The sequence below is a fragment of the Pseudomonas sp. NPDC077451 genome (assembly GCF_044543345.1).
Classification (GTDB): domain Bacteria; phylum Pseudomonadota; class Gammaproteobacteria; order Pseudomonadales; family Pseudomonadaceae; genus Stutzerimonas.
Genome location: NZ_JBITVX010000002.1, coordinates 383,706 through 401,320 on the forward strand (window position 1 = coordinate 383,706; position 17,615 = coordinate 401,320).

The window sequence follows — 17,615 nt, forward strand, 5'->3', positions numbered from 1 at the left end:
GGCTCTCGGCAGGTCGCCGCCACCGACTGTCAGCCGTTTGTCAGCGAGCGTTGCGACTCCTCGTTGGCGGCCGGTTTTTCCTTCGGGACACCGGCAACCGTCACCTCGGGAAAGCTGCCACCGATGAACTCGACACTGCGGGTCGGGAAGGCAAATTGCAGGCCCATCTCACGGATGCCGTCGAGCAGCTGCAAGTTAATCTCTTGCTGAGCGTCCATGTAGGCGTTGTAGTCCGAGACCTGCATGATGTACACGACTTCGAACGTCAGCTGGCTGTCGTCGAAGGCAAGAAAATGCGCCCGGTCGAAGTTGGCATTTTCCACACCGTCGATGATCCGTTTCATCATCGCCGAGACTTCGCGCACCTTTTCCGATGGCGTGTTGTAGGTGATGCCGAACTTGAACACGATCCGGCGCGTGTTCATGCGCTTGTAGTTATGCAGGATCTGCTTGAGCAGATCGGCATTGGCACAGACAATCTGTTCGCCGCTGAGGGCGCGAATCCGCGTCGTCTTTAGCCCGATGTGCTCGATATTTCCCGCGACTCCGCTAAAGACGACGAAATCGCCGATCTCGAAAGGCTTGTCCACGCCGATCGACAGCGAAGCAAATATATCGCTGAGCAGCGTCTGTACCGCAAGGGCAATGGCAATACCGCCTACGCCAAGACTGGCGACCATCGCCGTGATGTCGACTCCCAGGTTCGCCAGGATCGAGAGCAGCATCATCGTCCAGATCACAATCCGGATCATGATCCCGATGATGGTCGTGGTGACCGGGTTTCGAGCTTTGCCGTCGTGTGTCAGGCTTTCCATCCACAGGCGAACGGCCGTATCCATCCACAGTGCAATCTGGAACGCCAGCGCGATGAACCAGCCATGTGACATCGCCGTTTCCCAGCGCTCTGGCAGTTCAACGACCTTCAGCGCAATCAGCAGCGACAGGGCTATCAGCAGAATGTGGCTGGTGCGACTTAGCATTTCCGCGGCGATGCCAACGAAACCGCTTCTCGAACCTTTCGCCATCTTGCGAAGGCGGTTGGTGATGATCCGCAGGATGGTCTGCAGGATGAGATAGCTGGCAATCGTGATGCCGGCAATTACGGCGATGTTGATCCAAAGGCCTTCGTCCAACACCACATCCCAATTCATCAAGTGGTTTCCTCCCGGTATGCGCGACCAAGCGCTTAAGCAGTGGCTCCTTTTTCAGTAGCCACTGCAGCGCATTAGTTCCCACGATAGGGGGTAGGCGAAACGAAGATGGGGCGCGGTGAGGGGCGCGTGCTTTCAGCGAAGCGGCACGAGCCCGTTCAGATCCTGATACCCGCCAGCGTTGATCACTTGGCTGTAGCCCAGCTCCTGAAGCAGCTCCTGCGCGGCTGACGCTCGGCGGCCGCTACGGCAGTAGAGCACTACGGGAGCATCTTTGTCCGGGGCAATCGCGGTGATGCGCTCGGCAAGATTCTCTGTCTCGATACGTGTTGCACCGGGTAGGGCACCTTCGGCGAACTCCAGTTCGGTGCGCACGTCGATCAAGACGGTGTTGGTGCGCTGCAAGGCTTTCAACGCGGCAGACTGATCGACCTGGGCAGCAATGGCTGCAGTGGTCGTTACCGTTGCCATCAATGCAATCAACAGTCGGTACAGGTTCTTCATTGGTTCCCTCATTCTTGCAGTCTTAGCTGATCAGTCGAGTGAGGTTCGGTAGGATCAGAATCACCGCGGTGGCGAACAGGATCATCGTAGCCTGCCTGACCTTTTTGTGCTTAAACATGATGGCGGCCTTTTGATTTTTCTGGTTGTTCTGGCGGAGCAACTTAGCTGTTCCAGAGCGGACGCTAGCTTGGCGAGTCCCGGTCTAAGCTTCAGCGTAAACAAAGCAATATGTGGGCCACGGAATGTCTTGGTGATTTGCCGGAGCCCGCGACTTGGCGTAGTGCTTCGCTTGCGAGCGGGCTGCAGTCGAATTTCTTCGCCAGCTGAGCCTTTTGCTAGAGCGCTTTGTTTCGAACCCCGGGCGGCTGGTCTGGCTTTAGCTATGCCCTTTAATGCGAGGTCCATGCTCGGGACGAGGTTTTTGCACCATGGCCAGTCCCAAGTCGCCCGGTGTCTTTTAACGCTGCATCGCTAAATCCAATGGCCTGATGGCTCGATTGGAAACGTTCACACCTTTGCTGTTGCCAATGCGGGTGGAATCGAAACATCAATAGTGGCGGAGGAACCGCGGCGCTGCGCCTATCCTTGAATAACTGGTAGGGCATATGCCTAGCATTCGCGCTTAATGCGCGACGCCATTCTTGGAATGGCTTACGGCAGAAACGACAAAGCCCCGCTAAAGGGGGCTTTGTCGTTTGATCTGGCGGTGAGGGTGGGATTCGAACCCACGATACGATTTCTCGTATACACACTTTCCAGGCGTGCTCCTTCAACCGCTCGGACACCTCACCGGGTCTCGAAGGACGCGATGTCCTTCGAGGCGCGCTAATGTAGCGGAAGAGCATGCAGATGGCAAAAACTTTTTTAGTTTTTTCATGCGCTTAAGGGCTTGTTGGAAATCCCGATAGGCGCGCGTGGCAATGAACCTATCGTTGTTCTAGGGTTCGAACTACAAAGAAATGCTGTGCCTGTGCGCAATCTTGCGTGGTGAATATGAGAGCCAGGAAAGGCTTTGATGAAGTTATTCAAAACAAAGCGTAAACGGCCGGAGGTGGTAGAGATCGCCACCAAGCGTCGTCTGCACGTCAGCCACTTGGAGCTCGGGATGTATATCTGCGAGCTGGATCGTCCGTGGCGGCAGACAGACTTTCTCTTTCAAGGTTTCCCGCTGCTTAAGCTGGAGCATATCCAGGCGGTGCGCGAACGCTGTGATTACGTGTTCGTCGACGATACTCGTCGCGTGCTGATCGATCAGGGGCAGATGATTGTACCTTCGGCGACGCCGCTGCGCGTGACGCGCAAGATGGCCCGCATTCCCCTCTCCCTAGAGGTACAGGAAGCGCGCGAGGCTTATCTCAGCAGTACCCTGGTTCTGGATCAGGTTCTACTGGACGTCCAGCAGGGTCGGGCTATCGATACCAAGGCCTGTCAGGCATTGGTGAAGCGAAACCTCGAGAGCATGCTACGTAATGAAAGCGCCATGCTCTGGTTGACGCGTCTGAAGTCTCAGGATCTCTATACAAGTCTGCACTGCCTATCTGTGTCCATTCTAGCAATGGGGTTCGGAACGCACCTCGGGTTGGCCGACGATAAGATAGAACTACTGGGCATCGCCGGGCTGCTGCATGACGTAGGCAAGATGAAGATCGACCCGGCGATCCTAAACAAGCCGGGCAAGCTGACCGAGGAAGAATTCCTGCACATCAAGCTGCACCCGACGTTTGGCTATCAAGCCCTGTGTAGCCAGGAAGACATTCCTGCCGCTGCGATTCACGCGGCGCACGGCCATCATGAGCGGCTGGATGGAAAGGGTTATCCGCAAGGGCTCGACCATTACCAGATCCCGTTCACGACCCGGGTGATCACCATAGTCGACGCCTTTGACGCGATAACCAGCCACCGTGCCTATGACGACGCACGCCCGATCCAGACGGCGTACGACGTGTTGCGCAGTAGCGCCGGCCAGCAGTTCGATGAAGCACTGGTACATGAATTCATTCGCTGGCTCGGCGTGTTTCCAGTCGGTACGTTGGTGGAACTGCACACTGGAGAGGTGGGGTTGGTGCTGGAGAAACACGCGCACTTGCATCTTAGGCCAAAGGTGGTCGTCCTACGCGGCGCTAACAAGTTGCCTTGTGAACCTCGTTATCTGGATCTGTCTCAGTTGACGGTCGATGCCGACGGAACCCCCTACAGGATCAGCAGTGGGATACCGGATGGGTCCTACGGCCTGTTCATTGCTGATCCCCAATTGCAGACGATCCTGCATCCCGAACTGCTTGCCGTCCTTGAGCTCGAGCCGGAGCCGGTCGAGGGCTAGGCCTCTTCGCTTTCCTTCCGACGCCTGTCGAGCGCCGGACGCAAACCATGACCTGTCGGTCAGTCACGATGCTTTACCTCTTGGGTTCTGCTGGGTAACGTCTGCGAACTTTTAACAAGGAATATTCGTCATGAGTGATCTGGTTTCCTACGAACTCGAAGACGGCATCGCCACGCTGACGCTGAATAACGGCAAGGTCAACGCACTGTCTCCGGCCATGTTCGACGCGCTCAATGCGGCATTCGATCGCGCTGAGCAGGACCGTGCCTTGGTGATCCTCACGGGGCAGCCGGGCATTCTGTCCGGTGGCTATGATCTCAAGGTGATGACCTCAGGGCCGGAAAACGCCATTGCGTTGGTGACCACGGGCTCGAAGTTCACGCTGCGAATGCTGGCTCATCCTTTCCCGATCGTTGCGGCCTGTCCGGGCCATGCGATTGCCAAAGGCGCCTTTCTGCTGCTCTCGTCCGATTACCGCATTGGTGTCGAAGGCGCGTTCAACATCGGTCTCAATGAAGTTCAGATCGGCATGACCATGCACCATTCGGGTATCGAACTGGCTCGGGACCGTTTGACCAAGCCTGCTTTCCAGCGATCGGTGATCAACGGTGAGATCTTCAATCCGCAGGCTGCAGTCGAGGCGGGTTTCCTCGACAAGATTGTCCCTGCTGCTGAGCTCATGGATGCCGCCAAGGCGGCGGCGGCTCAGTTGAAGAAGATCAACATGACCGCGCACAAGAACACCAAGCTGAAGGCACGCAAGGCCCTGCTCGAAACCTTGGAGCGGGCCATTGAGCTCGACCAGCAACATTCGGTCGTATCCTGAAGAGAATTTTCGCCGGGCCGCCCATTGCTGGCGGGCCTGCGTTTAAACTGCGCATGCAACGCCCCGCTACGGCGGGGCGTTTTATTTCCTATTCGTGTCGCCTCCCAGGAGAGTCCTGATGTCCGCCCCGCACACCCCGGTAGAACGCGCTGATTTCGACCAGGTCATTGTCCCCACTTTCGCACCCGCCGCTTTCATTCCCGTGCGTGGCCAGGGTTCACGAGTCTGGGATCAGAGCGGGCGAGAGCTGATCGACTTTACCGGTGGCATTGCCGTCAATGTGCTCGGTCATGCCCATCCGGCGCTGGTAGCAGCGCTGACCGAACAGGCTGGCAAGCTCTGGCACGTCTCCAACATCTTCACCAATGAGCCGGCGTTGCGTCTGGCAAAAAAGCTCACTGCTGCGACCTTTGCTGATCGAGCTTTTTTCTGCAACTCGGGCGCCGAGGCCAACGAGGCGGCTTTCAAATTGGCGCGCCGCTTCGCGCATGACAACCACGGGCCGGAGAAATACGAGATTATCTCCGCAGTTAACAGCTTCCACGGCCGGACCTTGTTCACCGTGACGGTGGGCGGTCAACCCAAGTACTCCGACGGCTTCGGGCCGAAAATACAAGGTATCAGCCACGTCCCCTATAACGATCTCGATGCGCTCGCCGCGATGATTTCGGACAAGACCTGTGCCGTGGTGCTAGAGCCGATCCAGGGCGAAAGTGGTGTTCTGCCGGCTGATCAGGCTTACCTGGAAGGCGCTCGCAAACTATGTGACCAGCACAACGCGCTGCTGATCTTCGACGAAGTCCAAACCGGCATGGGCCGTACCGGCGAGCTGTATGCCTACATGAATTACGGTGTAACGCCGGACATCCTGACCAATGCCAAGAGCCTTGGCGGCGGCTTTCCGATTGGCTTGATGCTGACCACGGATGAGATCGCTACGCATTTCAGCGTGGGTACTCATGGCACCACCTACGGCGGCAACCCGCTGGCGTGCGCCGTGGCCGAGGCGGTGGTCGACATCGTCAATACGCCGGAGGTGCTGGACGGCGTGAAGGAACGGCACGAGCGATTCAAGCGCGGGCTGCTGGAGATCGGTCAGCGTCACGGGCTGTTCAGCCAGGTCCGCGGAATGGGCATGCTGATTGGCTGTGTACTCGATGATGCATGGAAAGGCCGCGCGCGGGAGATCTTCGATGCGGCTGAGCGTGAAGCCTTGATGATTCTGCAGGCCGGCCCCGATGTGATCCGCCTGGCCCCGAGCTTGATTATCGAAGAAACCGACATTGCTGAAGGGCTAGCCCGCTTCGAGCGCGCTGCGGCAAAACTGAGCCAGGCCTGAGACATAGTCTTTGAAACCGGCAGGGCGGTGATGTGTCCTGCCTCTTTTCCTTATCGAGAGTTCTGAGTATGAGCGACAGCCTGCAATTGATCCTTGAGGACGTAGACGGCACCCAGCTTGAGACGTCGTGCACCCGTTTTGCCGTGATGTGGCAGGGTCGGGAGGTCTGGATCCAGCAAGTCGGCAACAATCAGCTGATGATCGGCGTCGACGTGGAGGACGGCGACACTGAGTACGCCAATCTGCTGCTGCGTCCGCTGGCGACCAACTTGGTCAGCCTCGAGCTTGAGATGGAGCCGGTTGAGTCCGGCGAGGATGATCACGTTCATGGTCCAGACTGTAACCACGACCACTGACGGCTCCGAAATGCCGACGCTGGGTCGGCTGTTGGCGCTGACGGTTTCCGGTCAGGTGCCGGCTGAGAGCGTCCAGTTCACTGACGGCGGTGCTCAGCTGCGATGGTTGGGAGAGGGTGCCTTAGAGGTCACTCCCGCGCGCGGTCAGGATTCGGGGCTTGATCTGGTGCTGTCGGCGGGCGTGCATGGCTGTGAAGTCATTCCGATTGAGCTATTGGATCGCTTGATACGGATGATCGCGCGCAACGAGATCCTCCCCCGCGCGCGGCTGTTGTTGCTCTTCTGCAACCCGCCCGCCATGCGGCAGGGCGTGCGTCGTTTAGGCCAGGATCTGAACCGGCTTTTTTGTGGCAAGCACACGGCGAGCGAGCCTGGCGACGAGACGCGCCGCGCGGCGCAGCTGGAGGAGTGGGTTGCAGCGTTTTTCCAAGAGCCTGGCCGTCGGCGCTGGCATTACGACCTGCACTCGGCCATGCGTGCATCGGTGCTGCCGCAGTTCGCCGTCTGCCCCTGGATGGATGGTCGGCAGACGTCGTCTGAAAGTCTGATGCGGCTTCGGCACGCCGCGGTCGATGCGCTGCTGTTGCAGGAAAAACCCTCCGGGACCTTCAGTGCTCACACCGCGACTCGCCACGGTGCTGAGGCCTTTACTTTGGAAATGGCGGAAGCGCCCGGCGGCGCCTGGCCTGATTGCCTCGATGAGTTTCTCCAGGCCGCACGACACTGGATCGAGGCACGAGAGCCTGCCCAGCCAAACCCGGCGCTACGACCCTTGCGGGAGTTTCGGTTGGCGCGCGAGATCGTCAAGCGCAGTGAGAAGTTCGTTCTGCAGCTGCCGGCGGATATCGAGAATTTCACTCCGCTGGCGCTCGGTACCTTGCTCGCCGAAGATGACGGCGGCGTTCGCTGGGTAGTAGAGGAGCAGGGCGCGCGGATACTGTTTCCGCTGGCTGACATTGCGATAGGCGAGCGCGCCGGTCTGATCGTCGTACCGAGAGACTGAGGCAGCGATCACTATTGATCTTGACCTTGCGCGAGGCCCGCGCCAGGGTTGGTGCCGCGCTTGCTTTTGAAGGAGGCCTGCCTCGGGGCGAAGCTTTTGCTTTTTTACTGGCTGGAAATCCGCTTTCGCCGCGAGGCGCGCCTCCTACACGTGCACTGGGGCTTGTGCTGCGCTTGGTTTTGTAGGAGGCCCGCCTCGGGGCGAGGCTTTTGCCTTTTTACTGGCTGGAAATCCGCTTTCGCCGCGGGGCGCGCCTCCTACACGTGCACTGGGGCTTGTGCTGCGCTTGGTTTTGTAGGAGGCCCGCCTCGGGGCGAGGCTTTTGCCTTTTTACTGGCTGGAAATCCGCTTTCGCCGCGGGGCGCGCCTCCTACACGTGCACTGGGGCTTGTGCCGCGCTTGATTTTGAAGGAGGCCTGCCTCGGGGCGAAGCTTTTGCTTTTTTACGGGCTGGAGTTCGCATTCGCCGCGATGGCGCGCCTCTAAAGACCGGATTTGCGCCCGCCATCGCTGCGCTGCCGTCTAGCTCAGACGCCGGCCGGCGGATTACTCAACGAGTCGTTTCCAGTAACGGTGGCAGTTCCGGTGGCCGCCTGAGCGTTAGCTTTCAGGCGTTCGTTTTCGGCTTCGCTGCGCTCCAACGGCATGCTTCGAGAGTTGCCTTCGGCCATTTTAGCCTGCTCATTGACGTCGCAAAGCACGCGTTTGGCTTCGCAGTGGCCGGTCACGCCCCGTGCCAGGGCCATGCCGCCCATCGCCAGCTGCAGGAGACCGCCCAAGCCGCCGCGCCCGAGGCCCTTGCCTAGGAAGTACAGCCCGCCGGCGATCGACGCGGCGCGTTCCCAGCCATGCACGTTTTGTGAAGCCTGATTTGAGGGTGTCCTGGTCATGGGTATCACTCCGCAACAGTGGTGTGATAAGTGACCCCGACGAGCATGCCCCGTTCCGACCGCAAGTCGGCAAACATGCACCGCCGAAGCCAGCACAGGATACGTCCGCTGCGCGCCCCTGACAGCAGCCGTCCTTAGCGAGTCGCCATCTGGAACACCTTGAGCACAAAGGCATATTCCAGCGCCACGTCCTTCAACGCCTGATAACGACCGCTCATGCCGCCGTGTCCGGCACCGAATTCGGTTTTCAGTAGCAGTAGGTTGGCGTCAGTCTTTTGGGCGCGCAGCTTGGCGACCCATTTGGCAGCTTCCCAGTACTGCACGCGGCTGTCGTTGTAACCAGCTACCGCAAGGATCGCCGGGTAAGGCTGGCTGCGTACGTTCTCATAGGGCGCATAGGCCTTGATGCGCGCATGCACCTCGGGCTGATTCGGGTCGCCCCATTCGTCGTACTCGGTCACCGTCAGTGGCAGATCCGCATTGAGCATGGTGTTCAGCACGTCGACGAAGGGCACTTCGGCAATTGCGGCGCCGAACAGCTCAGGTCGCAAGTTAAGCACCGCGCCGATTAACAACCCACCGGCGCTGCCACCGCTGACGGCGAGTCGAGCCGGTTCGGTGTAGCCGTCGGTTATCAGTTTCTCGGTGCAGGCAATGAAATCGCTGAAGGTGTTCGGCTTGTGCTCCAGCTTGCCGGCCCGGTACCAGGCCTCACCAAGGTCGCCCCCGCCTCGGACATGGGCAATGGCGAAGATAAAGCCGCGATCTAGCAGTGACAGACGGGCATGGGAAAACCAGGGGTCCAGGCTGTGGCCGTAGGCGCCGTATCCATAAAGATACAGGGGCGCGGGTTTGCCGAATTGCTCTCGACGACCGACCAGGCTGATCGGCACCTGAGTGCCATCGTCGGCTGTTGCCCAGATACGTCGGCTCTCATAGGCATCGGCGTCAAAGGGGCCTTCGACCGGAGTCTCCTTGAGGACCTCCTGCTTACCGTCGGAGAGGTTCAGCTGGCGAATCTGAGCCGGGCGGTTCAGTGCTTCGTAGCGCAGCCGGATAACCGGGCTATCGAATTCAAGCGTGTTGTGTACATGGAGGCTGTAGGCTGCATCCGGCAGTTGCAGCCGGTAGGGCGCCCCGGTTGATGGGCGAACTTCGATGATAGGAAGCCCGGCCTCGCGCAGGCTCAGGGTGACCGCGCCGGCGTTCAGGCTGCTGTCTTCCAGCATTACCGAGTCGCTGTGGCCGATCAGCTCGTTCCAGTGTTCGCGCTGCGGCGTGCACTCCGGAGCCTGATACAGCGCGAAATTGATGCCTGCCTGGTTGCTGCGAATCAACCAGCTCCACTCGTCATCGAGAAGGCCGTGGTCGGGGTAGTACTCGTGGTCGTCTTGGCGCGGAGCAAGACAAATCCAGTTTCCCTCGGGCTCATCCGCTGACAGCACCCAGGCTTCGCTGGTTGTCTTGCTGTTCGAAAGGATCACCAGTTGGCGTTCGGAGCTGGTCCGGTAGCAGTGCACGAAATAGCGCCCGTCCGGATCGTGGTAGACCTCCGTGCGCTCCTTGTCGCCCAGCCGGTGGCGGTAGATCTTATGGGGGCGATGGGTGTCGTCCAGCTCGCCGAAGAACAAAGTGCAGCTATCGTTGGCCCAGGTCATGCTGCCGTCACAGTCATCAAAGGGCAGGGCGGTCACTTCGCCTGTGCTCAGATCCTTGACGAACAGTTGATAGATCTCGTCGCCCTGAGTATCGAGGCTGTAGGCCAGTTTGCAGTGATCTTGGCTGACACTGAACGCACCTAGTGAGAGGAAGCCACCTGCGGCCAGTTCGTTGGGATCAAGCAGCAATTGCTCCTGATTTTCATCGACGGTGAATGAGCCATCTGCCGGCCGTGTGCATCGGTAATGACGCGGATACTCATCGCCGGCAGTGGTGCGCTGGTAATACAGCCAAGGGCCCCAGGGAGACGGCAACGAAAGGTCGGTCTCACGGATACGGCCTTTAATCTCTTGAAACAGCGATTCACGCAGTTGAGCTTGGTCAGCCAGCTGTTCTTCCAGATAGGCGTTCTCTGCCCTCAGGTGTTCCAGCACCTCGGGTGCGTCGCGGTTTTCCAGCCATTTGTACGGGTCCAGGCCTTTATCGACGCGGGCAATGGGGGCGGACATGCATAACTCCTGAAGCGCGGCTGCGAACTGGCGCAGCTGTACGAAATTTGGGTAAGAGCACCGAGTGTACAAGGTGCCCAGACAGTTGTGACGGTGCGTGAAGGCCGTGGTTTATCAACGATGTGGCTGGCGATCAGCTGCATGAATGACCTTCCATGCAATAAAAGCTGTGCCTGGTGGCCGCGCGAGGGCCTGGTCTTGGCTAGGCTTATTGGTCTTGGACCGGGTGAAGCGTCTTCGCAGCTTGGCCTGTCGATTGACATTCCGGTGCTTTTCAAAGAAGGTGTGCTCACCCAAATCAAACGGGCGTATGAATCGAGCGTTTGCCACGCAAATGCCGTCAGCCCGGTTTATCGTGTCGGTGGGTGTCGTTTCACCGGTAACGGTGGCGGTCTTCGGACCGATGACGTGCGACACGTAACGTTCAGCTTCCATACCGTGGAGATCAGTTGATGATTTACGAAGGTAAAGCCATCACGGTTAAGGCTCTTGAGAGCGGCATCGTCGAATTGAATTTCGACCTCAAGGGTGAGTCCGTCAACAAGTTCAATCGCCTCACCCTCAACGACCTTCGCCAGGCAGTCGACGCCATCAAGGCCGACGCTTCGGTCAAGGGCGTCATCGTTACCAGCGGCAAGGATGTTTTCATTGTCGGGGCGGACATCACCGAGTTCGTCGATAACTTCAAGATGTCCGATGAGGAGCTGGTCGCCGGTAACCTCGAAGCGAACAAGATCTTCAGCGATTTCGAAGACCTCGGTGTCCCGACCGTCGCTGCCATCAACGGCATCGCATTGGGTGGTGGTTTCGAGATGTGCATGGCCGCTGATTACCGCGTCATGTCCACCGTCGCCAAGGTCGGCCTGCCGGAAGTGAAGCTGGGCATCTACCCGGGCTTCGGCGGTACCGTTCGTCTGCCGCGTCTGATCGGCGTGGACAACGCTGTTGAGTGGATTGCGTCCGGTAAGGAAAACCGTGCTGAAGATGCGCTCAAGGTTCGCGCCGTAGATGCCGTGGTTGCCCCCGAGCAGCTGCAGGCCGCCGCGCTGGATCTGGTCAAGCGTGCCATTTCTGGTGAGCTGGACTACAAGGCCAAGCGTCAACCAAAGCTGGACAAGCTCAAGCTCAACGCTATTGAGCAGATGATGGCTTTCGAAACCTCCAAGGGTTTCGTGGCCGGTCAGGCGGGCCCGAATTATCCGGCGCCGGTCGAAGCGATCAAGACCATTCAGAAAGCCGCCAACTTCGGCCGCGACAAGGCGATCGAAGTCGAGGCCTCTGGCTTCGTCAAGCTTGCCAAGACCTCTGTTGCGCAGAGCCTGGTCGGTCTGTTCCTGAGCGATCAGGAACTGAAGAAGAAGGCCAAGGCGTATGACAAACAAGCCCGTGACGTGAAACTGGCTGCCGTTCTCGGCGCCGGCATCATGGGTGGCGGTATCGCCTATCAGTCGGCTGTCAAAGGCACGCCGATCCTGATGAAGGATATCCGCGAAGAAGGCATCCAGATGGGGCTGAACGAGGCCTCCAAGCTGCTCGGCAAGCGCGTCGAAAAAGGTCGCCTGACTCCGGCGAAGATGGCAGAAGCCCTCAATGCTATTCGTCCTACCATGTCCTACGGCGACTTCGGTCACGTCGACATCGTCGTCGAAGCCGTTGTCGAAAATCCGAAGATCAAGCAGTCCGTGCTGGCTGAAGTCGAAGGCCTGGTGCGTGATGATGCGATCATCGCCTCTAACACCTCGACCATCTCCATCAGCCTGCTGGCCCAGGCGCTCAAGCGTCCGGAAAACTTCTGCGGCATGCACTTCTTCAACCCGGTGCACATGATGCCGCTGGTGGAAGTGATTCGTGGCGAGAAGACCAGCGAAACCGCGATCGCCACCACCGTTGCCTACGCCAAGAAAATGGGCAAGAGCCCGGTCGTGGTTAACGATTGCCCGGGCTTCCTGGTCAACCGCGTGCTGTTCCCGTACTTCGGCGGCTTCGCCCGCGCCATCGCCCACGGTGTGGACTTCGTCCGTGCTGACAAGGTGATGGAAAAGTTCGGCTGGCCCATGGGCCCGGCGTATCTGATGGACGTCGTCGGCATGGACACTGGCCACCACGGCCGTGACGTGATGGCTGAAGGTTTCCCGGATCGCATGAAGGACGACACCCGCACGGCCGTCGACGTCATGTATGACGCCAACCGCCTCGGCCAGAAGAACGGCAAAGGCTTCTACGTCTACGAGATGGACAAGAAGGGCAAGCCGAAGAAGGTGGTCGACCCGCAGTCCTACGAGCTGCTCAAGCCGGTGGTCGGCGAGACTCGCGAGCTGTCCGACGAGGACATCATCAACTACATGATGATCCCGCTGTGCCTGGAAACGGTCCGCTGCCTGGAAGACAACATCGTCGAAACCGCTGCCGAAGCTGACATGGGTTTGATCTACGGCATCGGTTTCCCTCCCTTCCGTGGTGGTGCACTGCGCTACATCGATTCGATCGGTGTCGCCGAGTTCGTGGCTTTGGCCGACAAGTACGCCGACCTGGGCCCGCTGTACCAGCCGACTGCGAAGCTGCGTGAAATGGCTGCCAACGGCCAGAGCTTCTACGGTTAATTGAGGAATAAAGAGATATGAGCCTTAATCCGAGAGACGTCGTCATTGTCGACTTCGGCCGTACCCCGATGGGTCGTTCCAAGGGCGGCATGCACCGCAATACCCGCGCCGAGACCATGTCCGCGCACCTGATCGATGGCTTACTGGCACGCAACTCCAAGGTCGACCCGGCCGAAGTGGAAGATGTGATCTGGGGCTGCGTCAACCAGACCCTTGAGCAGGGCTGGAACGTGGCCCGCATGGCCTCGCTGCTGACCCGCATCCCGCACACCAGTGCCGCGCAAACCGTCAGCCGCCTGTGCGGCTCCTCCATGAGCGCATTGCACACCGCCGCTCAGGCGATCATGACCGGTAACGGTGATGTCTTCGTCGTGGGTGGTGTCGAGCACATGGGCCACGTCGGCATGATGCATGGTGTCGATCCGAATCCGCAGCTGTCGCTGTACGCTGCCAAAGCGTCGGGCATGATGGGCCTGACCGCTGAAATGCTGGGCAAGATGCATGGCATTACTCGCGAGCAGCAGGATGCTTTCGGCGAGCGCTCGCATCGCCTGGCCCACAAGGCTACCGTCGACGGCATGTTCAAGGATGAAATCATCCCGATGGAAGGCTACGACGAAAACGGTTTCCTCAAGGTCTTCGACTACGATGAAACCATTCGTCCCGAGACCACCCTCGAAAGCCTGGCGGCACTCAAGCCGGCCTTCAACCCGAAGGGCGGTACTGTGACTGCGGGTACGTCTTCGCAGATCACTGACGGTGCGTCGTGCATGATCGTCATGTCCGCTCAGCGCGCACAGGATCTGGGCATCCAGCCGATGGCTGTGATTCGCTCCATGGCCCTGGCCGGTGTGGATCCGGCGATCATGGGTTACGGACCGGTACCGGCCACTCAGAAGGCGCTAAAGCGTGCTGGTCTGACCATGGACGACATTGATTTCGTCGAGCTCAACGAAGCCTTCGCCGCTCAGGCGCTGCCGGTGCTGAAGGATCTCAAGCTGCTCGACAAGATGGAGCAGAAGGTCAACCTGCATGGCGGCGCCATCGCGCTGGGTCACCCGTTCGGTTGCTCGGGCGCTCGTATTTCGGGCACCCTGTTGAACGTGATGAAGCAGAACGGCGGTACGCTGGGCGTTTCCACAATGTGTATCGGCCTTGGTCAAGGCATCACCACAGTGTTCGAACGCGTCTAAGCTAGTTGGCGACACGGAAACCGGGGCCTCGTGCCCCGGTTTTCATTTTGATGAGCGATTTTTTTTCAGAGGCAGCCGCGATGCAGGTCACGCCAGGCCGTTACCGCCATTACAAAGGCCCCGAGTACCGCGTATATGCAGTGCCTCGGCACTCCGAAACGGAAGAGTCGCTAGTCTTCTACCAGGCGCTATACGGGGATTACGGCTTATGGGTGCGCCCGCTTTCGATGTTCACCGAAACGGTTGAAGTCGACGGTGAAACGCTTCCCCGTTTCGCCCTGATCGAAGCCGAGCCCAGCCGTTTTTAGGCGTCGTCCGGACGAGCTGGCTTAAGCCCTGCGCTTGACCTCGGCTCTATCGCCACTATATATAGCGGTGCTTTCGAACCGAGTGAAGATGACTCCCCTCGGTTTCGGACGATAAAACCCCTGCCAGGCAGTTAGGCTGCCATTGGATTTGGGTACGGATGATTTCTGGAGCGATTGATTGCTCTTCGCAGGCTGGCTAGGCTGCTTCGCTTCTTAACCGGCAGGCCGGGTGGCGTTTCGACGTCGGGCTGCGGCCGGTTCAACACTCTCAGTTCACCTCTCGATTCAGGAACTCTCCTCTCCATGGGTAAATCGCTGGTCATCGTGGAATCACCGGCCAAGGCCAAGACAATCAACAAGTATTTGGGCAACCAATACGTGGTGAAGTCGAGTATCGGCCACATCCGCGACCTTCCCACCAGCGGCTCTGCCAACAAGGAGCCGGTCAAGCGCGGTAAGGCCGCAGCGGCCGAAGCCCCGGCGCTTTCGCCGAAGGAGAAAGCCAAGCGTCAGCTTTTTACCCGGATGGGCATCGATCCCGAGCACGGCTGGAAGGCGAAGTACGAAATCCTGCCTGGCAAAGAAAAGGTCATCGATGAGCTTCGTCGCCTGGCCAAGGAAGCCGACACTATCTACCTCGCGACCGACTTGGATAGAGAAGGGGAAGCCATCGCCTGGCACCTGCGCGAATCAATCGGCGGCGATGACAGCCGCTACAAGCGCGTGGTGTTCAACGAGATCACCAAAAAGGCGATCCAGGAGGCGTTCTCCAAACCGGGAGATCTAGATATCAACCGGGTCAATGCGCAACAGGCGCGGCGCTTTCTCGACCGGGTGGTGGGCTACATGGTTTCCCCGCTGCTCTGGGCAAAGATCGCGCGCGGGCTCTCTGCAGGACGCGTGCAATCGGTTGCGGTGAAGTTGGTAGTCGAGCGGGAACGCGAGATCCGTGCCTTTGTTCCGGAAGAGTACTGGGAGGTCCATGCTGACCTGGCCACTGCCGAGCAGGCGAAGGTCCGTTTCGAGGTCGCTCGCGAAAACGGCGAGGCGTTCAAGCCGCTGAACGAAGCGCATGCGATGGCCGCACTCGAGCAGCTCAAAGGTGCGAGCTACAGTGTCGCCAAGCGCGAAGACAAGCCGACCAGCAGCAAACCCTCGGCGCCTTTCATTACCTCCACACTGCAGCAGGCCGCGAGCAACCGTCTCGGCTTTGGCGTGAAGAAGACCATGATGATGGCCCAACGGCTATACGAGGCGGGCTACATCACCTACATGCGTACCGACTCGACCAACCTCTCGGCGGATGCCCTGAGCATGGTGCGCAGCTTCATTGAAGATGAATTCGGCAACAAGTACCTGCCGGAAAAGCCGAACTTCTACTCCAGCAAGGAAGGCGCCCAGGAAGCTCACGAAGCGATTCGTCCTTCCGACGTCAATCTTCGTCCGGCTCAGCTGTCAGGAATGGAGCGCGACGCCGAGCGACTCTATGACCTTATCTGGCGTCAGTTCGTCGCGTGCCAGATGCCGCCTGCGCAGTATCTGTCGACCAGTGTTACCGTTGCCGCGGGCAACTTCGAGCTGCGCGCCAAGGGTCGGATCCTCAAGTTCGACGGCTACACCAAGGTCATGCCGCAGCAGAGCAAGAGCGGTGAAGACGACGTCCTGCCGGACATGAATAAGGGCGACGGGATGAAGCTGATCAAGCTCGACCCGAGCCAGCACTTCACCAAGCCACCTGCGCGCTTCTCCGAAGCGAGCCTGGTCAAGGAGATGGAAAAGCGCGGAATTGGTCGGCCGTCGACCTATGCGGCGATCATCTCGACGATCCAGGATCGCGGCTATGTCTCTCTGCATAACCGCCGCTTCTATTCCGAGAAGATGGGCGACATCGTTACCGAGCGCCTCTCGGAAAGCTTCAACAACCTGATGGACTATGGCTTCACTGCCGGCATGGAAGAGAATCTCGACGATGTCGCACAGGGTGAGCGCGAGTGGAAGCACGTACTCGACGAGTTCTACGGTGACTTCAAAAAGAAGCTGGAGGTCGCTGAGGCGAGCGAGAACGGGATGCGTGCCAACCAGCCCACGCTGACCGATATTCCGTGCAAGGTCTGCGGACGTCCGATGATGATTCGCACAGCCTCCACTGGGGTCTTTCTCGGGTGCTCCGGCTACAGCCTGCCGCCTAAAGAGCGCTGCAAGTCCACCGTCAACCTGATTCCGGGCGATGAGATTGCCGCTGATGACGAAGGGGAGTCCGAATCTCGCGTGCTGTTGGGCAAACATCGATGCCCGATCTGCAGCACGGCGATGGATGCCTACCTGCTCGACGAAACCCATAAGCTGCATATCTGTGGCAACAACCCCGATTGCACAGGTTACGAGATCGAAGAGGGCCAGTACCGCATCAAGGGCTACGAGGGGCCGAGTCTGGAGTGCGACAAGTGCGGCAGTGAAATGCAGCTCAAAACGGGCCGTTTCGGCAAGTTCTTCGGTTGCACCAACGGCGAGTGTAAGAACACGCGTAAGTTGCTCAGAAGCGGCGAGGCGGCCCCGCCGAAGATGGATGCGGTGAAGATGCCTGAGCTTAAATGTGAAAAGGTCGACGACACCTATGTACTGCGCGATGGCGCTTCCGGTTTGTTCCTGGCCGCCAGCCAGTTTCCGAAGAATCGCGAGACCCGGGCACCGTTAGTACTGGAGTTGATTCCTCACAAGGATGAGATCGACCCGAAGTATCACTTTTTGCTCAAGGCGCCTCAGAAGGATCCGGAAGGCCGCCCAGCTGTGATCCGCTTCAGCCGCAAGACCAAGGAGCAGTACGTACAAACCGAGGTCAACGGCAAGCCGACTGGCTGGAAAGCCTTCTTCGATGGCAGCAAATGGAAGGTAGAGGACAAAAGCACCGGTAAGTAACTGGCAGCCTCGGGTCGGAGCCAGCTTTGTCGCGGGCTTCG

14 protein-coding genes and 1 tRNA gene are annotated in these 17,615 nt (G+C 59.0%); 9 read left to right on the top strand and 6 right to left on the bottom strand.

The annotated features are described in order from the left end of the window. Positions 1-29 precede the first annotated feature (29 nt). The 3 genes from ACIGHL_RS05550 to ACIGHL_RS05560 form a co-directional block, all read right to left on the bottom strand. Positions 30-1,151 carry a mechanosensitive ion channel family protein gene (locus ACIGHL_RS05550; protein WP_128119307.1) on the bottom strand — a complete coding sequence of 374 codons (1,122 nt, stop codon included), beginning with the start codon at positions 1,149-1,151 and terminating at the stop codon, positions 30-32. 135 nt (positions 1,152-1,286) lie between these two features. Then, positions 1,287-1,655, bottom strand: coding sequence for a rhodanese-like domain-containing protein (locus ACIGHL_RS05555; protein WP_241509009.1), 369 nt, complete (start codon positions 1,653-1,655; stop codon positions 1,287-1,289). A gap of 701 nt (positions 1,656-2,356) precedes the next feature. Then, positions 2,357-2,446: transfer RNA gene (locus ACIGHL_RS05560), tRNA-Ser, on the bottom strand. A gap of 224 nt (positions 2,447-2,670) precedes the next feature. Here ACIGHL_RS05560 and ACIGHL_RS05565 point away from each other — a divergent pair. From ACIGHL_RS05565 to ACIGHL_RS05585, 5 genes are all read left to right on the top strand, one after another. After that, positions 2,671-3,975, top strand: a complete 1,305-nt coding sequence (locus ACIGHL_RS05565; RefSeq protein WP_128119305.1) for an HD-GYP domain-containing protein — start codon at positions 2,671-2,673, stop codon at positions 3,973-3,975. 130 nt (positions 3,976-4,105) lie between these two features. Beyond that, positions 4,106-4,801: a crotonase/enoyl-CoA hydratase family protein gene (locus ACIGHL_RS05570; protein ID WP_128119304.1), complete on the top strand. Its 696-nt coding sequence runs from the start codon at positions 4,106-4,108 to the stop codon at positions 4,799-4,801. A gap of 118 nt (positions 4,802-4,919) precedes the next feature. Next, a complete protein-coding gene (locus ACIGHL_RS05575) occupies positions 4,920-6,140 on the top strand; it encodes an aspartate aminotransferase family protein (RefSeq protein WP_128119303.1) in 1,221 nt (406 codons plus the stop codon). Positions 6,141-6,208: 68 nt separating this feature from the next. Further along, complete coding sequence (locus ACIGHL_RS05580; protein WP_073301579.1) at positions 6,209-6,496, top strand: topoisomerase II; 288 nt, start codon at positions 6,209-6,211, stop codon at positions 6,494-6,496. Positions 6,497-6,506: 10 nt separating this feature from the next. After that, positions 6,507-7,499 (top strand): succinylglutamate desuccinylase, encoded by a 993-nt coding sequence (locus ACIGHL_RS05585; protein ID WP_128119560.1) that lies wholly within the window; start codon positions 6,507-6,509, stop codon positions 7,497-7,499. 527 nt (positions 7,500-8,026) lie between these two features. Here the strand turns inward: ACIGHL_RS05585 and ACIGHL_RS05590 are convergent. The 3 genes from ACIGHL_RS05590 to ACIGHL_RS05600 all read right to left on the bottom strand — a co-directional run bounded on the left by ACIGHL_RS05590 (position 8,027) and on the right by ACIGHL_RS05600 (position 10,992). Further along, positions 8,027-8,389, bottom strand: coding sequence for a YgaP-like transmembrane domain (locus ACIGHL_RS05590; protein WP_128120505.1), 363 nt, complete (start codon positions 8,387-8,389; stop codon positions 8,027-8,029). 134 nt (positions 8,390-8,523) lie between these two features. After that, entirely contained in the window at positions 8,524-10,557 is a 2,034-nt protein-coding gene (locus ACIGHL_RS05595; protein ID WP_128120506.1) for a S9 family peptidase, read from the bottom strand. Positions 10,558-10,671: 114 nt separating this feature from the next. Next, complete coding sequence (locus tag ACIGHL_RS05600; protein WP_181690003.1) at positions 10,672-10,992, bottom strand: hypothetical protein; 321 nt, start codon at positions 10,990-10,992, stop codon at positions 10,672-10,674. 17 nt (positions 10,993-11,009) lie between these two features. Between ACIGHL_RS05600 and fadB the strand changes: the two genes are divergently transcribed. The 4 genes from fadB (at position 11,010) to topA (ending at position 17,574) form a co-directional block, all read left to right on the top strand. Then, positions 11,010-13,157, top strand: coding sequence for a fatty acid oxidation complex subunit alpha FadB (fadB, locus tag ACIGHL_RS05605; RefSeq protein ID WP_446697510.1), 2,148 nt, complete (start codon positions 11,010-11,012; stop codon positions 13,155-13,157). 17 nt (positions 13,158-13,174) lie between these two features. Further along, positions 13,175-14,350 (top strand): acetyl-CoA C-acyltransferase FadA, encoded by a 1,176-nt coding sequence (gene fadA / locus ACIGHL_RS05610; RefSeq protein WP_073301589.1) that lies wholly within the window; start codon positions 13,175-13,177, stop codon positions 14,348-14,350. Between the two features lie 80 nt (positions 14,351-14,430). Beyond that, the gene (locus tag ACIGHL_RS05615) at positions 14,431-14,658 is read left to right on the top strand and encodes a DUF1653 domain-containing protein (RefSeq protein ID WP_128120657.1); all 228 of its coding nucleotides are present in this window, start codon (positions 14,431-14,433) and stop codon (positions 14,656-14,658) included. A gap of 303 nt (positions 14,659-14,961) precedes the next feature. After that, positions 14,962-17,574 carry a type I DNA topoisomerase gene (gene topA, locus ACIGHL_RS05620; RefSeq protein ID WP_128120509.1) on the top strand — a complete coding sequence of 871 codons (2,613 nt, stop codon included), beginning with the start codon at positions 14,962-14,964 and terminating at the stop codon, positions 17,572-17,574. The last annotated feature ends 41 nt before the right edge of the window (positions 17,575-17,615 follow it).

Excerpts from the sequence above, each read along its gene's own strand:
- ACIGHL_RS05580 (WP_073301579.1), top strand. The coding sequence starts at position 6,209 with ATGAGCGACAGCCTGCAATTGATCCTTGAGGACGTAGACGGCACCCAG.
- ACIGHL_RS05590 (WP_128120505.1), bottom strand. The coding sequence starts at position 8,389 with ATGACCAGGACACCCTCAAATCAGGCTTCACAAAACGTGCATGGCTGG.
- ACIGHL_RS05550 (WP_128119307.1), bottom strand. The coding sequence starts at position 1,151 with ATGAATTGGGATGTGGTGTTGGACGAAGGCCTTTGGATCAACATCGCC.
- ACIGHL_RS05585 (WP_128119560.1), top strand. The coding sequence starts at position 6,507 with ATGCCGACGCTGGGTCGGCTGTTGGCGCTGACGGTTTCCGGTCAGGTG.
- topA (WP_128120509.1), top strand. The coding sequence starts at position 14,962 with ATGGGTAAATCGCTGGTCATCGTGGAATCACCGGCCAAGGCCAAGACA.
- ACIGHL_RS05615 (WP_128120657.1), top strand. The coding sequence starts at position 14,431 with ATGCAGGTCACGCCAGGCCGTTACCGCCATTACAAAGGCCCCGAGTAC.
- fadB (WP_446697510.1), top strand. The coding sequence starts at position 11,010 with ATGATTTACGAAGGTAAAGCCATCACGGTTAAGGCTCTTGAGAGCGGC.
- ACIGHL_RS05565 (WP_128119305.1), top strand. The coding sequence starts at position 2,671 with ATGAAGTTATTCAAAACAAAGCGTAAACGGCCGGAGGTGGTAGAGATC.
- ACIGHL_RS05575 (WP_128119303.1), top strand. The coding sequence starts at position 4,920 with ATGTCCGCCCCGCACACCCCGGTAGAACGCGCTGATTTCGACCAGGTC.
- fadA (WP_073301589.1), top strand. The coding sequence starts at position 13,175 with ATGAGCCTTAATCCGAGAGACGTCGTCATTGTCGACTTCGGCCGTACC.
- ACIGHL_RS05600 (WP_181690003.1), bottom strand. The coding sequence starts at position 10,992 with ATGGAAGCTGAACGTTACGTGTCGCACGTCATCGGTCCGAAGACCGCC.
- ACIGHL_RS05595 (WP_128120506.1), bottom strand. The coding sequence starts at position 10,557 with ATGTCCGCCCCCATTGCCCGCGTCGATAAAGGCCTGGACCCGTACAAA.
- ACIGHL_RS05570 (WP_128119304.1), top strand. The coding sequence starts at position 4,106 with ATGAGTGATCTGGTTTCCTACGAACTCGAAGACGGCATCGCCACGCTG.
- ACIGHL_RS05555 (WP_241509009.1), bottom strand. The coding sequence starts at position 1,655 with ATGAAGAACCTGTACCGACTGTTGATTGCATTGATGGCAACGGTAACG.